This window comes from Chlamydia avium 10DC88, assembly GCF_000583875.1.
Lineage (GTDB): Bacteria > Chlamydiota > Chlamydiia > Chlamydiales > Chlamydiaceae > Chlamydia > Chlamydia avium.
Map to the genome: position 1 here is coordinate 635,370 of NZ_CP006571.1, position 16,456 is coordinate 651,825.

A 16,456-nucleotide genomic window follows, 5' to 3' on the forward strand; every position below is an offset into this window, starting at 1 on the left:
GAACTCCCTGTTCGTTTTGTTCTCGGTTTGAAAACAAGAGTTTACCAAACAAGATAATTATAGAAAACAAAGAGATACTTTAAATCTATATGTGACAATAACAAAACTATCATTTTAATTTAAAATCATCAAAAATCCATTTCTGTAGAATTTTTTACCTATTTTTCTTATAATTTCCCTTACATCCCATCGGCAAACATCTAAGGAATAGGGACTAATCCCCGCAAAGTAAATGTATTTGGATAAGCAATAGCCGATTTATGGGCATCTAAGGATAATCATGGAAAACGATATCTTATTAAATATAGAGTCTAAAGAAATTCGCTACGCACATCTGAAAAACGGGCAGCTTTTTGATCTCATCATTGAAAGAAAAAAGGTCAAACAATTAAAGGGGAATATCTATCGTGGACGGGTAACAAATATCCTACGAAATATTCAATCTGCCTTCATTAATATTGACGAGAGAGAAAATGGTTTCATCCATATTTCCGATGTCTTAGAAAATTCTAGAAAATTTGAACAAATGTTTGACATGGACTTTGATGTTCTTCCTAAGGCACCATCTGAAGAACAAACAGAAGCTCCTATAGAAGAATTACTTAAATTAGACAGTCCAGTATTAGTTCAAGTTGTCAAAGAACCTATAGGAACAAAAGGAGCACGATTAACCTCAAATATTTCCATTCCGGGGCGCTACCTTGTTTTATTGCCTAATTCTCCCCATCGGGGCGTTTCGAGAAAAATTGAGGATCCACATATGCGTGACCAGTTAAAACAACTCATCCGTTCTTTCGAAATGCCACAAGATATGGGACTTATTTGTCGTACGGCAAGCGTCTTAGCATCAACAGAAGCTTTAATAAATGAGGCTCATGATCTACTTTTAACTTGGAAGGGGATCCTAGAAAAATTCTATGCCACAGACCAACCATGCCTACTTTATGAAGAGACTGATATTTTAAAAAAAGCAGTGATCACCTGTATTGATAAAAACTACAAACGTCTCTTAGTAGATGACTATGCTACATATCAAAAATGTAAACGCATGGTGAAAAAGTATTCACCTGATTCCTCAGTAAAAATTGAATACTATCGTGATTCGATTCCTATGTTCGAACGCTTTAATATTGAAAAAGAGATCGATAAGGCTACAAAACGAAAAATTTGGCTTTCCAGCGGTGGATATCTTTTTTTTGATAAAACTGAAGCTATGCACACTATCGATGTAAACTCAGGGAGAAGCACGCAATTAGAAAGTGGTGTTGAAGAAACTCTGGTACAAATTAATCTAGAAGCTGCTGAAGAAATTGCTCGCCAGCTTCGTCTACGTAATATCGGTGGGCTGGTAATCATTGACTTCATTGATATGAAATCAAGAAAAAACCAACGCCGTGTTTTAGAACGTTTAAAAGAGCATATGAAATACGATGCCGCCCGTTGTACAATTTTAAGTATGAGTGAATTTGGTCTAGTAGAAATGACTCGCCAAAGGAACCGAGAATCTCTAATGCAAACACTATTTACTACATGTCCTTATTGTAGCGGCAATGCAATTATCAAAACCCCTGAAAGTGTGGTAATTGAAATTGAAAGAGACATGAAGAAAGTCATTAATCATAAAGAACACACCCACCTGTGTCTAGTTGTGCATCCTGAAATAGCTAACTACATGAAACAAGAAAAAAATGATGACGAATTAATAAATTTAGCTAAGCAACTAAAAGCTAAATTGCAGATCAACACCTCCGATTCGCTTCATCTCAATCACTACCAATTCTTCTCACTTGTTACAGGAGAAAGTGTGGAATTATAATTAAGGCATAGCTATGCATTTTTCTACATATCTATCACAAGCTTTTGGAAATCAATCATTACCAGAGCCTCTGTATCAAAAATTTCAGATATATCATCAAAATTATATTGAGGCAGCGACCAAAAAATGTTCTCTGGAGAAAGCAGAAGCCTTATGTCTACAGTGGCTTAAAATTGTTATTGAAGATTTAAAAAACCCTTTTATCTTTCCTCCGTATCATAAAAAAATTCGCCATCCTATTGACCTATTTACATTTGGGAAAGAATTTTTCTCTGTTTTGATAGATGATGCCAATTCTCGTGTAGAAAATCCTGAACAACTCGACCATATCGAAAAAGCGATTCTACGCAAAGAAAATGTCATTCTCTTAGCAAATCATCAAACTGAATGCGATCCCCAGTTAATGTATTATGCCCTGGGGAAAACCCATCCTGAATTATTAGAGAACATGATCTTTATTGCCGGCGACCGTGTGACTTCGGATCCTCTAGCACGTCCTTTCAGTATGGGATGTGACTTGTTGTGTATATACTCCAAGCGTCATATCCATACACCACCTGAACAGAAAGAAGAAAAGTTGCATCATAACCAAAAGAGTATGAAAATTCTCAAATCTCTACTTCATGAAGGGGGTAAATTTATTTATGTAGCTCCTGCAGGAGGAAGAGATAGAAAAATTACAAACAACTTATATCCGGCGGAATTTCAACCAGAAAGTATTGAAATGTTTCGTATTCTAACAAAAGCTTCTGGGAAACCTGCTCATTTCTATCCCTTTGCTCTGAAAACCTATGATATTCTTCCTCCACCTCCAACCATTGAGAATACTATCGGAGAATATCGAGCCATTTTCTATGCACCCATATGCTTTAAATTTGGCGAAGAAATTTTATTAGATGAGTTATGTTCTGAAGAAGAACTGAAAAATTACGACAAACATAATCAACGGATCTTGAGATCTAACAAAGCATTTGCAATTTTATCTCAATTGTATGAGGAACTACAAACATGAAATGGAAAACGTGGTCTGCCAATATACTATTAATTTCTCTATTCCTGACCTCTTGTTATCCAAAAACTATTCCAGATCAATGTCCTTTAAAAATTCTCACCCCCTCATTAGCTCACCAAAAGATAGCTAAAGTTCTTTGTCCTAACGGCCTGCAACTACTCATTATCTCTAATCCTGAATCCCCTATTTCTGGAGCTGCTTTAGCAGTAAAAACAGGAAATTCTTCTGATCCTAAGGAATTCCCAGGACTCGCTCATTTAACTGAACATTGTGTATTCCTGGGGAATCAAAAATATCCCTCTCCCGATAGCTTCTCACAGTTTTTAAGTAATAATAATGGGAAATATAATGCTTTCACAAGTTCCCATAGTACCAGCTATCTGTTTTCAGTAGATAATTCTGTATTTCATGAAGCTATCGATCAATTCGTACATTTGTTTATCGATCCATTGTTTCTCCAAGAATCCTTAGATAAAGAAAAGAATGCTGTACACCAAGAATTCGCTATACATCCAACAAAAGATAATCGTCGTATCTTCCGTATTCAACAACTTATAGCACCGAAAAATAGCCCTATAAATCACTTTGGTTGTGGTAATGCAACAACATTAGCAAAAGTTTCTCCTCAAGATATGCGAACATGGTTTCAACAGTACTACCACGCTGACAATATGATTGCTATTGTTCATACGTCGGAGCCACTAAACAAAACAATAAAATTCCTGACAAAGCTCTTTGCAAAGATTCCGAAACAAAAACACAGAGGCATACAGCCATCACGACCTATTATTGAGGATAACAGTTCCTCCGGGAAACTCTATATCAATACTGCTGTAGAACCCACTACTCGTCTTCATGTATACTGGAATTTCCATAACACCGCCGAGTCATTCCCCTTAGGATGTTTTGCATCAATAGCATATATTCTGAATCATGAAGGACCCAATAGTTTAATTTCGGTACTAAAAAAAGAGAAACTCATCACTCAAGCAGCGTCTGGTTTTTATAGAACATCACAAGACACCGGTGAATTTACTATTGAATATCAACTTACTGATGAAGGTGAAAAAAACTACTCTGATATCTTAATGAAAACTTTTGCTTATTTACATTATATTCAAGAGCAAAGTATCCCTAATCACTGTCTTAATGACATTTCGACTATGAATGCTCTAGATTATTGTTATAGTTCCAATACAGAGCTTTTCAAAACTCTCTACACGCAAATTTCTACTCTTATACATGAAGATCTATCTACCTATCCTTATCAGACACTGGTATATCCCAAATATTCTTCTGAAGAAGAGAAAGCAATTCTAAATACTCTTTCTGATCCTTATCGTGCACGCTATATCCTATCAACAAAACATCTAGAATATTTCCCCTCGGCTGTTCAACATCATGACGCTATTTTTAATATGTCATACTACGAACAACCTCTTCTCAATTTAGAGGGATATAAGCAAGCTCCTCCTTATTCCTCTCTATCCCTACCTCAAAAGAATATTTATATCCCTAAAGATATCGAAATAGTAAAAACAACAGCACCTGTACATGGACAGTTTCCATTTTCTCCAGATTTAGCCTATAAAGGTCCTGGTCTTACACTGTATTATTGTGAAGATCAATTTTATACTCTCCCAAAACTTGCTATAGATCTTTGTATCCGTTCCCCAGAAATTTCTATTAAAAATCTCCGCTCTTTAATTATGACGGACATATATTCGTTAGCGATTGATGACATTCTAACCCATGAATATTACTCTGCGACACAAGCAGGTCTTACTTTTTCTTCTTCTCTACATGGAGAGGGATTAGGTTTAAGTATTTCTGGGTATGATACAACTGTTCCTATTCTACTAAAATCAATTCTCTCATCTTTACAACTCACTTTAAGCCAAGAACAGTTCTCTATTTATAAACAGCAATTGTTAGAAAATTATCAGAAAAAAATAATTAGCTGTCCTATACGTACAGGTATACAAACCCTATGGACTCATTCTCTCCAAAATGTCTATGCATATGACGAGAAGATAGCTGTCTTACAAACTATAAATTTTGAGGAGATGCAATATTTTGCAGAGAATTTATTGAATCAAGTGTTTATTGAGGGGATGATTCTCGGCCCTCCAAAAAAATGTAAACAAGAACTCACAGATATTCTTAAAGATTTTATTTCTTCTCATATTCCCTATGAGGCCTCTCCTTTCTATTACCAAAGGCAAGAAAAGAATAGCGAAAATATTCAGACGAGCTATCCCCTATCAGGGAATGCTATATTATTAGTACTTCAAGATGAACTTTCTTCTTCTATAGAACATTTGGCTGCTACAGAAATGATGTTTTCTTGGTTACATCATACAATATTCATGCACTTACGTACGGAACAACAGCTAGGCTACGTTGTGGGGGCTTGTTATCAAGAAGCATTATTGCTCCCTGCAGGGATATTCTATATTCGTTCTGATGCTTATTCTCCAGGAGAACTTGTAGAAAAAACAAGAGATTTTATACAGAAAGTAGCACATTCCCCAGAAACATATGGGATGTCTCCTCAATATTTTTCTGACTTACGCTCGGCATACATTAAAAATCTTATACATCCTTCGGAATCTTTAGAAACAATGAATTCCATTTTGTTTTCTTTAGCTTTTGACAAACCTTCAATACAATTTTCCCGTAACAATGATAAAATCTCTGCAGCTCAAAACATGGATTACGTAACTTTTAAGGATTACTGTCAGGAATTTTTAAATGAAAAATTAGGGAAACACATCTCTATATACGTACATGGGGCTACATCCATATCTGTATGCTCACCTAAAGAAACAATAGACAAAAGTGGGGATATCCTTGAAAATCCAAAAAGTCATTAGAGCTATGATTGAAGGACCTAGAGAAAATAAAAATAACCATCCCAAAGAAAATGATGAAGAGGGGAAAGACGGCCTAAGCGCTAGATAACCAACAATGTTGGGAATATTGGAGATGACTGTCAATCCCCCAGCGGACATACATCCTGCAACAACAAGATAAAGAAAACAATCCGTAGCTACAGGTAGATTATGTACAAGATAATTTACTAATGCATTGTCTAAGAAGATCGATAGAACATACGAAGTCATCATATAGCCAAAGTCTGACATCCTGTGCATGAGTTCCAACACCCACCACTCTTGCAGCTCACCGAAAATTACTAATCCTGCATAAAATAACCCAACGAAGCAAGCTTTCCCAATACGAATAGGATGCTGATAAAAGATAGTAAATTTTTGGAATCCCAAATAAAATATCAAGATAGCCATCATTAACAATGGGACAGAACGAGCGAGTATGACAGCGCATACAAGGAGAATATGTATACAAATAATCCATTTGGGAATGTATTCTTTCACATTAGAAGAAACAGTGATTGCCTTAGGAAATTTGGTGAACTCTTTTCTAAAAATTAAATAATAAATAGTTGTCGAAATCAACATAGCGATAATTGCCTTCCAACAAAAATATTTTAGAATAAAGCCGTTGCCCCATTTAACTGAGGGAAGAATAATAAATAATGCTCGAGAAGATATTCCTGTTGTTAATCCTCCAAGAGAAATATTTGAAAACAATAATCCCATAGTTGCGTAAGCGAAGCGTGGAGAGGGTGAAAATTTATAAAAACTCCTACACAGTAATGTAGTCGCTATAATCATTGCTCCTGTTTCCTTAAGAAGAACGGAAGATAATGGGGGTGCTATCATGAGTGTCCACCACCAGCATCGTGGAGATTGTTTCCCTATTTTAGCAATACTCGAGAAAATACGTTCTGATAAATATACTATGGGGCGTGATTCTAAGAGAATCAGCATAATAATAATAAACAAAGAAAATATGTAATTCCTGCTATTAAAATAACTAATGGTCAATTTATAGCCTTCAGAATAGAGAAACCATAGAAACAGAGGCGCTGCCCATAGAATAAAAACAACCTCCACCCTACCAAGTAAACGATAACATTCGCTCAACCATAAATATTTCTTCCATTTCTCTGGAAAAATCATTTTTTTATGTTGACATATCTGGAAACGGTTATGAAACCAGGGGGTGAGAAACGTATGCACTATGGAGAAGAAAAATAGTACGGTAGCACCAGTTCGCAATGATGAAGAATACTGCGGTAAAATCATAAAAATCTCCCAAAACGAATCCCATTTCTATAACTATCAATAAAGATATTGCGAGTAAAAAGAAAAATTCAAAGACCTTTCCCCTAGCAATAAGAAGGATAGAATTGTCTAGTTATTAATCTTATGTTCAGAAAAGAAATTGTAAAAAAATTTTTGTTTCTATTAAGTAAAAGAAGGAGATGGGGGATGTCGCTATGTCATACACGATCACATTACCTGAAGAACACAACACTGAAAAAATTCAGGATAATCTTCAAAAGATTACCTTAGCTTCTTCGGAAGTTCTGAAAAGTAAGTATGAAACAAAAAATAAGAAACAACCTTACGAAGTTTTCCAAGCAGAAAGTACTCTTTCTGTAGAAGCAAATAAAATTGCTTCTGTTGTAGAATATATTTTATTTTATCGTTCTTCTAAGTAGCTCTCTATTTTTAATACCATCCACTGGTCTTACAAACAGAATTTGTGAGTATACCATGGCTATCTTGAATTAATTTGCGAATAGCACTCGCTATTTGAGGATTTTTTTCTATTTCTTTGGGGTAACTTACAAATAGAGTAGCTCCCGATCCCGACATACTCACATGACTTGGATAAGGACTCCATATCCTTTCTAGCATGTGTTTTTTTTCTAATAAATCTGTACGGAAACGAAACACAGCTTTTTCTAAATCATTTTCCCTAACATGTTTGTAATCCATTATGTTCCGTTTTCTTTTAACAAAATCTTCGGGAAGCACATAGGAAAAAGCTTCTTTCGTAAGTACACCTTTTTCTGAAAAATAGAGTACATAGCGTTGAGGGCAACTCTCCCCCTCTTCCCAGGGAATAACATCATCCCCGCAACCTACACCTACGGAAGATCCTGAAGAAAAAAATAGAGAGACATCGGTGCCTAAGATTTTTGCCATTTCTTTTAAAACATCGTTAGATAATTGGGTTTGGAAATACTGATTTAATGCATATAGGGCTGTTGCAGCATTACTACTTCCTCCTCCTAAACCTGACCCTATAGGGATGCGCTTATATAGATTCCAAACAATGGGTGTAGAAATTTTTGTGTATTTTCGAAATAAATATAGACTCTTCCAGAGACTATTTTCAGGTGTATTTAATCCTGGAATATTACAGATAAGAATATCCTTGTCTCCTTTTCTCAAAGAAATTTCATCCCCAAAATCAATCGTTTGATATCGGGAAGTCATTTGATGAAATCCATTCCTGCACTTACCATGAAGCTTTAAAAAAATATTTAACTTTGCTGGGGAAAAATAGTGCATGCTATATCAAATCGAGGAAAAGGAGCGAGGGAAACATTACTTTCCCTCTACACAATGCTTCTTATCTAATTTTTGTCTTGTTCTTCTGAAGGGGATTGTTGATCGAGAACAGAAGCAACGTATAAATTCTCAGAAACTACTTCAACAATTAAAGTTGCAGGAACATCTTCTTTTAATTTTAAAGGTACGTTCTTTTTCCCAAGATTCTTAATTGCATAATGAGAATGGGGGAAATTTTTTCGCGTTAAAACGATATTCTTCTGAGCAGCTGCTTGAATCATATCAGCAATAGTAACAGAACCATACATATTGTTATCTGGATCTACTCGAACTTGGAACTCGAGAACAATATTTTTTAAGGTCTCTGCTAATTTTTCTGATTCTTCTCTGTCTGCAGCTGCACGACGCATACGCTCTTCTTTTAACTGTGCTTGTAAGCGTAGAGTTCCTGCTCCTGCAATGACAGCTTTCTTTTTTGGTATAAGGTAGTTGCGGAAATAACCAGGACGTGCTGTGACAATATCACCACTACGGCCTAAACCATCAACATCCTCTAATAAAAGTAGTTGTCGTTTCATTTTGTTCTTCTTCCTCTAAATTAATCTTCTCCTACAAAAGGTAGTAACCCCATATGACGCGCTCTTTTTATCGCTAGAGTAAGCATACCTTGGAAGCGGGAAGAGACACCTGTAATTCTTCGTGGTAAAATCTTACCTCTTTCCGTAATAAACTTTTTTAAGGTTTCTGTATCTTTGTAATCTATAGTTTTCCAACCTGCGGAAACAAAAGGACATTTCTTATTAAATCGCTTCCTTCTGTGTTCATTATTATGAACAGGCTTGCTCATATTTTCTCCTTAACAACTTATTCTGGTAATGATGCAAATTCCAAAACTTCTTGTACAGTATCTGCTTTTAGAGTCATAAATCTTAACAGATCCTCATTTAAATGATACTCTTTCCATAATTCTGCAATTGCTTCAGGAATGACGGAAAAATAAATGAAATAGTAATAGCCTTCACGAGCTCCTCGGATAGTATAAGATAATTTTTTTCTCCCTTGATCGTGAATTTTTAAAATTTCTCCACCATAATTGATAATACCTGAAGTTACTTTATCCAAAGCCTTGCGCCTAGCTTCCTCACTAAGAGTAACACTAAATACATAGGCACCTTCGTAAAGTCGGGTTGCTTTTTTCTTCATTAAAAACTCCTAAACATAGCTAGAGTAGTTTATTTCCCTGAGGACCATTTTCCTCAGAACACCATTGAACAAATAATACGGCCATCTCAGATAACAGAGATTGCACTCCCAATTGTTCTTCATTAGAAAACTGCCCAAGAACAAAATCTGACAGTCCCATATTTTCTTCTTTAGGTCGCCCCACTCCTAAACGCAATTGCCAATAATGACTAGATCCAAGGCTTTGGGTAATACTTTTAATTCCCTTGTGTCCACCACTCCCAGCGTCTTGTCGAAGACGAACACTACCAAAGGGTAGGTTCACATCATCAGCAAGTACAATAATGCAGTCTTCTTTAATATTATAGTATTCTTTAGCCGCTTTAACAGCCTTACCACTTAGATTCACATAAGTCCTGGGCTTAATGAATACTATGGGCCCATAAGGGGATTCCACTTTAGAAATGTCAGAAAAAAATTTAGGGACTTCCCTAAATTGAGTTCCAGGAAACCCTTGGACTAATCTGTCTACACAAAGAAACCCTATATTATGCCGCGTCCATGCATACTGACGCCCCGGGTTTCCTATGCCAACAACTAGTCGCATCATAAACTATCTTCTAGACACTGTTACTACAACTTCTTTAAGAGAAGTGATAGGACGAATCCCCGGTGGAATCGTGATGTCGGACAATTTCTTAGTCTGTGATAATCCTAAAGAACGAACATCTAATTCTAAAAAGGGCACAATGTCTTTAGGCTTACATACAACGCGTAAATAGCGGATAATCTGTCTTAGGGATCCCCCCAATTTCACACCAATACAATCCACAGCATTAATGCAGCGAATTGGAATATTTAATTTTACATCTCTCTCCTCTACAAGTTCTTCAAAATCCAAGTGAATAACATCATACGTAGTCACTTGATATTGAATATCTTTAATTAGAGCCCTAATTATACGACCCTCATAGGATAAAGAAAAAATGGTAGAAGATAATGAACCACTCTCTAAGCCAGATAAAAAATTCTTAAACACATGAGCATCAACAACAATATTAGCTAGGCTTTTCCCCTTGGAATAAATAACGGCGGGGATACCTCCTTGTTGACGAATTTTTTTAAGAAAAGATTTTCTATCTGTCTCACGACTTGTAACCACAAGCTCCATAATGTGCTTTCTCCCTAATCTTCAGCTAAAGAACCCTCTGCAAATTCACTCGAGAAGCTGTTTTTGCCAGGGACCATTGACTGCCATGTCTAAAACATGCATCCGAATAGTTTTTGAGGCAAAATTATAACTCTACCTAGGAAAAAGTCAATCTTTTCCCAAACAATACTAATTAAACTAAAAGGATAATGTTATGCCGACGAATAATAAAAAAAAGAAATAACAGAAATCTTGGGGTGAAAGGATTCGAACCTCCGATGCACGGTACCAAAAACCGCTGCCTTACCGCTTGGCCACACCCCAGTACTAAAGGCTAAAGTCACAGTTTATCTAAATTCTTGTTTTTGCGAATAGGAAAATTTCATGTTATTAGAATTTTTATCCCAACCCATTTAAAATACTACTTTTCACCTTGTGATTTTTATTTTCGACTTGTTATGACGCAAGTAATCTCCCCGAGGAAAAAAAATTATGAAAATCCTACAAACTGCAGTAGAATTCGCTCCTATCATAAAATCAGGGGGATTAGGAGATGCAGTTTATGGCCTATCCAAAGGATTGGCTGAAAACCATCATGTTGAAGTTGTTCTTCCTTTTTATCCTCTTATCTGTCCGAAACTATCTTTCCCTCTTGTAGATGAGAAAACTGTTTTCTATAAGTTCTTAGGACAACAAACTGCAACAGCCCTCTCCTATTCTTATGGGAATATGCTTCTCACTATTCTTCAGCTAGACTCCCAACTAGATTTATTCGCCACGCCAACAATCTATACTGGAAATGATACCTTACGCTTTATGGCGTTTTCCTCTGCTGTTTCTGCCTATATCCATATTTCTGACAAAGTAGACATTGTACATATGCATGATTGGCATATGGGGCTTCTAGCAGGATTATTAAAAGATCCTGACCGTACATACTATCCAAAAAGAATTTTTACTATTCATAATTTTAATTATCGAGGTTACTGTAGTACACAATTATTAGCAGCTTCAGGAATTAGTGATTTTGGTCTAAGTAATTATCAATTATTTCGTGATCCTCATACTTCGGTTTTACTCAAAGGGGCATTGTACTGTTCTGATTATGTGACTACGGTTTCCCCTACTTATGCTCAAGATATTCTTCAAGATTACTCCGACTATGAAATGCATGATGCACTTGTTTCTCAGAGTGATGTTTTTTGTGGAATTCTCAATGGAATAGATGAAAATCTCTGGAATCCAGAAACAGATCCTTGCTTAGTTGCAAACTATAGTGCGGAATTATTAGAAGAACCTGATATTCTTTTTATGAAAAAGGAGGAGAATAAAGCCTTTCTATACGACAAACTCGGCCTATCTCATGAGTACACACCTTTGATGTGCATCATTTCTCGTATTGTAGAGCAAAAAGGTCCTGAATTTATGAAGGCAACGATTCTTCATGCTATGGAAAATGCTTATTCTCTAGTGATCATCGGCCAATGTTATGATCAAGAATTACAACGGCAATTTGCTAATCTAAAAGAATCTCTAACTCCAACTCCCAATATACGTATTGTCCTAGATTACAATGATTCCTTAGCGCGACTCACCTATGGTGCTGCGGATATGATTTGTATTCCTTCGCACTTTGAACCTTGTGGTCTTACACAACTTATTAGCATGCGCTATGGGACAATACCCTTGGTACGATCTACAGGGGGACTTGCGGATACAGTGATTCCCCATGTTCATGGGTTAACGTTCTCCCATACAGAAAATTTCCATGATTTTTATCATATGCTGTCCTCTGCGATCTCTACTTATCGTCATGAACCTGATGTTTGGTTTCATATGATTGAAGAGGGTATGCAACGTCATTCAGGTTTAAATACTATGGCATCTCAATACGTAGCAATCTATTCTTCTTTACTATAAAGAGGGCCATTAATTGTTAGATTTTCCCTTTCCTCGTTGCAACAAATAACTTTTATTTACCCAGAAGTACTCCACCCCCGAATATACCGAGTAAATAGCAACAATACAGCCAATGATGGACGCAAAGAGTTCCAATCCACTGTCAGAAATCATTCCTAAAGAATGAGGAATCATTGCTAAGAGGATTAAGGAAAAGCTAATCCCTTGTAAAATAGCTTTAATTTTTCCACTTACTCGAGCAGCTACAACAACACCACGGAAGGCACATACAGTACGCAACGTACTAATTACGGAATCTCTAGCAAGAAAAACAAAAACAAGAATTAGAGGGAGATTTACTGGAGGTTGAGTAAACGTCAGATAAATGGAAATTCTATAAATACTGTCTGCCATAGGGTCAAGTAATTTCCCTAAATCTGTTACTTGGGAAAACCTTCTAGCTATGTATCCATCAATAGCATCAGTTAACTCAGAAAGACCTAGCAATGCCAGAAGTATATACGGAAGAACTACGGGAGTAACACCCAGCCACTTACCTTTCAAATAAAGTAGCATGAAAATTGGTGTCATAAACAGCCGGGAAAAAGTTAAATAATTAGGTAGCCCCATTTTATACTCAGAATAAAAATCAACTTAACTAGAAACTCAACTACATGTTTCAAAAACAAATAAATAGATGAGAATTAGTGTGCAAGTTTCAAGAAATTGTAATCAAACAAAACTATTTTTTGAAGGGGTTTCTTTAGTTTTTTCTCTTAATATTGTCTGTTTTTATTTGTAATGGTAACCTGTACTTTTATTCCTGAAACATCTGTTTCCTAAGTGACACATTATTGCTTTGAAACATTAAAATTCACAGATTAACGTTGGAGACCTCAAAATGTCACATCCTCTCACTTTACAAGCAATGATTGCTAAAATCTTACAATTTTGGAGTGAACAAGGATGTGTGATCCATCAGGGATATGATTTGGAAGTAGGCGCAGGGACATTTAATCCAGCAACGTTTCTACGTGCTTTAGGTCCTGAACCCTATAAAACTGCTTATGTTGAACCTTCTCGACGTCCTCAAGATGGTCGTTATGGTATGCACCCCAACCGTTTACAGAACTATCACCAGTTACAAGTTCTTCTCAAACCTGTCCCTGAAAACTTCCTTTCTTTATATGAGAAATCACTACAGGTTATTGGTTTAGATTTAAAAAATCATGATATGCGTTTTGTTCATGATGATTGGGAAAATCCTACGATCGGTGCATGGGGCTTAGGTTGGGAGGTATGGTTAAATGGGATGGAAATTACACAATTAACTTACTTTCAAGCTATAGGAAGTAAACCATTAGATGTAATTAGCGGGGAAATTACCTATGGCATTGAAAGAATTGCTATGTATTTACAAAACCAAAATTCAATTTTTAATGTTCTTTGGAATGATGAGTTAACTTATGGTGATATTATTCAATCCTCAGAAAAGGCATGGAGCGAATATAATTTTGATGTAGCAAATACGCACATGTGGTTAAGGCATTTTGAAGACTTTGCTCAAGAAGTTTCATCAACATTAGAACAAGGGCTTCCTGTACCTGCTTATGACTTTGTTATAAAAGCATCTCATGCCTTCAATATTCTAGATGCTCGTGGTGTTATTTCCGTTACAGAACGTACACGTTATATTACAAAAATTCGCCAATTAGCTCGTGCTGTTGCTGATAGTTATGTCAACTGGAGATCTTTTTTAAACTATCCCCTATTACCTAAGGCACACACAGAGTTTCCAAAAATCTCTTCCGTGAGTCTCCCTGAAATAAAAACTCCTGAAGATTTTCTTCTAGAAATAGGTTCGGAAGAATTACCAGCTACTTTTGTTCCTATAGGAATACAGCAACTAGAACATTTGTCTAAAAAGCTTTTAGCTGATCACAATATAAAATATGAACATCTAGAAGTATTTGGTTCCCCACGACGCCTTGCTTTATGCATTTATAAACTTGATCCCGTAGTCATACAACCAGCTGTAGAAAAGAAAGGCCCCGCTCTATCTTCTCTATTCACAGAAATAGGGGATTTAACTCCGCAGGGAAAACAATTTTTTGCTTCATATAATATATATATCAATCATTTCGATGAACTTGCTCAATATCCTCTATTTACTATTCGTCAGATACACTCTGTGCCCTATTTATTCATATCTCATGCTGAAACATATAAAAATACAACAACCATTCTTCATGAGGAATTACCTAAATTAATCCAATCGATAAAATTTCCTAAGAAAATGGTCTACGATGATAGTAGAGTAGAGTATGCCCGTCCTATTCGTTGGTTGGTTTCTTTATACGGAACACAAGTTTTACCTTTTACTTTTGGTAAAGTTTCAGCTTCTAATATTTCCTACGGTCATCGACAATTAGACCCTAGAAAAATCTCTATCCCTTCCTGTCAGCATTATAGAGATACCCTGCGTGATGCCTGTGTCATTGTCTCTCATAAGGAACGTAAAGAAATTATTACCCAAGGATTACAACTACACAGTTCAGAAAATATCTTTCCTATTGCCAATTCAAGCCTACTGGAAGAAACTGTTTTCCTAACTGAGCATCCATTTGTCACCTGCGCTGAATTTCAACCTAAATTTTGTGCTTTACCTAAGGAACTATTAATCGCAGAAATGGTTAACCATCAAAAATATTTCCCTACGCAAAATTCTCGTGGAGAGGTTACAAATAAATTTATTTTGATATGTGATAACTGCCCTAATGATACAATTATTCAAGGTAATGAAAAAGCCCTTGCTCCTCGACTAACAGATGGTGATTTCTTATTTTCTCAAGACTTAAAAACTCCCTTAACGACTTTCATTGAGAAGCTCAAAACAGTGACTTATTTTGATTCTCTTGGTTCTCTTTACGATAAAATCGAAAGATTACAAGAACACAAAAAAGTTCTGTATCCCTTATTGCCACTATCTTCTCAAGAAGATATCACTACTGCAATTACATATTGTAAAGTAGATTTGGTATCTGCTGTGGTTAATGAATTTGCTGAACTTCAAGGTATTATGGGAGCATATTATGTCAAGCATGCTGGCTTATCTACAGCAGCGTCAGTAGCTATAGGAGAACATTTACGTCACATTACTGATGGCCAAGCTATCTCTACTACAGGGATTCTTTTAAGTTTAATTGATCGTCTGGATAATTTACTTTCATGTTTTATTTTAAATCTTCGTCCTACGTCATCTCATGATCCTTATGCGTTACGTCGACAATCTTTAGAAATCCTTACCTTATTGCATGCTTCAAATGCTCCTTTAAATTTAGAAATTCTACTAAATCAATTTGCTCTTCATTTTCCATCAACTATTCAACAGCACTCTTGGGATAAGTCTGAGGTAGTTCATGAAATCTTAGTATTTATTTGGGGACGGTTGAAAACATTTTTATCGTCTTTGAATTTTAGTAAGGATATCATTTCTACAGTTCTTTCGGATACAGCACCAAAAAGTCCTGTAGAAATCATCCGATCTGCAACTATCCTTCAAGAGATGAAAAGTGAACAAAGTGTAACCTTAAGGAAAATCACTACCACACATAATCGCCTTAAAAAAATGCTAGTTTCTTTAAAGTTCTCCTCAACTACACCTAAAGGAGTACAACTAGATACTCACGCTTTGCATTTACAAAATGCTTTAGAAAATTTTGAGAATATTACAAGCACACAGGAGTTGAAAACAGAATATTTCCTTGCTCTTGGTGAACTTACAGACAGCATCAATATATTTTTAAATGAAGTACATATCACAAGTGGAAGCGAGGAATTAAAAAATATACGAATACGCTTACTTCTAACTGCTATGGAAAAATTCTCTTTTTATAAATGGGAAGCATTAAAAATATGATGTATATGAAGGATTGGCGCCTAGATTTATA

General features: G+C 35.9%; 14 protein-coding genes and 1 tRNA gene. 6 read left to right on the forward strand and 9 right to left on the reverse strand.

All coding sequences use genetic code 11. The annotated features are described in order from the left end of the window. Positions 1–280 precede the first annotated feature (280 nt). The 3 genes from RT28_RS02800 to RT28_RS02810 are packed head-to-tail and all read left to right on the forward strand — an operon-like array spanning position 281 to position 5,704. Entirely contained in the window at positions 281–1,816 is a 1,536-nt protein-coding gene (locus tag RT28_RS02800) for an Rne/Rng family ribonuclease (RefSeq protein ID WP_038500774.1), read from the forward strand. Between the two features lie 13 nt (positions 1,817–1,829). Further along, positions 1,830–2,828: a 1-acyl-sn-glycerol-3-phosphate acyltransferase gene (locus RT28_RS02805; RefSeq protein WP_020356498.1), complete on the forward strand. Its 999-nt coding sequence runs from the start codon at positions 1,830–1,832 to the stop codon at positions 2,826–2,828. Continuing rightward, complete coding sequence (locus tag RT28_RS02810) at positions 2,825–5,704, forward strand: insulinase family protein (RefSeq protein WP_038500777.1); 2,880 nt, start codon at positions 2,825–2,827, stop codon at positions 5,702–5,704. Before RT28_RS02805 ends, RT28_RS02810 begins: the two co-directional genes overlap by 4 nt. Here RT28_RS02810 and RT28_RS02815 read toward each other — a convergent pair. Further along, positions 5,645–6,997 (reverse strand): putative Na+/H+ antiporter, encoded by a 1,353-nt coding sequence (locus RT28_RS02815; RefSeq protein WP_035392668.1) that lies wholly within the window; start codon positions 6,995–6,997, stop codon positions 5,645–5,647. The two genes, RT28_RS02810 and RT28_RS02815, sit on opposite strands and share 60 nt — an antisense overlap. Before the next feature lie 194 nt (positions 6,998–7,191). Between RT28_RS02815 and rbp7 the strand changes: the two genes are divergently transcribed. After that, positions 7,192–7,416: a reticulate body protein Rbp-7 gene (gene rbp7, locus RT28_RS02820; RefSeq protein WP_020359123.1), complete on the forward strand. Its 225-nt coding sequence runs from the start codon at positions 7,192–7,194 to the stop codon at positions 7,414–7,416. A 10-nt stretch (positions 7,417–7,426) separates the two neighbouring features. Here the strand turns inward: rbp7 and ispE are convergent, their stop codons facing one another. From ispE to RT28_RS02855, 7 genes are all read right to left on the reverse strand, one after another. Next, entirely contained in the window at positions 7,427–8,275 is an 849-nt protein-coding gene (gene ispE, locus RT28_RS02825; protein ID WP_038500780.1) for a 4-(cytidine 5'-diphospho)-2-C-methyl-D-erythritol kinase, read from the reverse strand. Positions 8,276–8,340: 65 nt separating this feature from the next. Next, positions 8,341–8,853, reverse strand: coding sequence for a 50S ribosomal protein L9 (rplI, locus tag RT28_RS02830; RefSeq protein ID WP_020356503.1), 513 nt, complete (start codon positions 8,851–8,853; stop codon positions 8,341–8,343). Positions 8,854–8,873: 20 nt separating this feature from the next. Beyond that, on the reverse strand, positions 8,874–9,122 hold the full coding sequence (rpsR, locus tag RT28_RS02835; protein WP_020356504.1) for a 30S ribosomal protein S18: 249 nt from the start codon (positions 9,120–9,122) through the stop codon (positions 8,874–8,876). A gap of 17 nt (positions 9,123–9,139) precedes the next feature. Then, the gene (gene rpsF, locus RT28_RS02840; protein WP_020356505.1) at positions 9,140–9,478 is read right to left on the reverse strand and encodes a 30S ribosomal protein S6; all 339 of its coding nucleotides are present in this window, start codon (positions 9,476–9,478) and stop codon (positions 9,140–9,142) included. Positions 9,479–9,497: 19 nt separating this feature from the next. Then, positions 9,498–10,067: an aminoacyl-tRNA hydrolase gene (pth, locus tag RT28_RS02845; protein WP_020359125.1), complete on the reverse strand. Its 570-nt coding sequence runs from the start codon at positions 10,065–10,067 to the stop codon at positions 9,498–9,500. Positions 10,068–10,070: 3 nt separating this feature from the next. Next, on the reverse strand, positions 10,071–10,628 hold the full coding sequence (locus RT28_RS02850) for a 50S ribosomal protein L25/general stress protein Ctc (protein WP_038500787.1): 558 nt from the start codon (positions 10,626–10,628) through the stop codon (positions 10,071–10,073). A gap of 231 nt (positions 10,629–10,859) precedes the next feature. After that, a tRNA-Gln gene (locus RT28_RS02855) sits at positions 10,860–10,931 on the reverse strand. 168 nt (positions 10,932–11,099) lie between these two features. Here RT28_RS02855 and glgA point away from each other — a divergent pair. Beyond that, entirely contained in the window at positions 11,100–12,527 is a 1,428-nt protein-coding gene (gene glgA / locus RT28_RS02860; RefSeq protein WP_020356508.1) for a glycogen synthase GlgA, read from the forward strand. A gap of 9 nt (positions 12,528–12,536) precedes the next feature. On the opposite strand, the gene pgsA is transcribed toward glgA, so the two are convergent. After that, positions 12,537–13,136: a CDP-diacylglycerol--glycerol-3-phosphate 3-phosphatidyltransferase gene (pgsA, locus tag RT28_RS02865; RefSeq protein ID WP_035392670.1), complete on the reverse strand. Its 600-nt coding sequence runs from the start codon at positions 13,134–13,136 to the stop codon at positions 12,537–12,539. Positions 13,137–13,407: 271 nt separating this feature from the next. Between pgsA and RT28_RS02870 the strand changes: the two genes are divergently transcribed. Continuing rightward, on the forward strand, positions 13,408–16,425 hold the full coding sequence (locus RT28_RS02870; protein WP_038500790.1) for a glycine--tRNA ligase: 3,018 nt from the start codon (positions 13,408–13,410) through the stop codon (positions 16,423–16,425). The last annotated feature ends 31 nt before the right edge of the window (positions 16,426–16,456 follow it).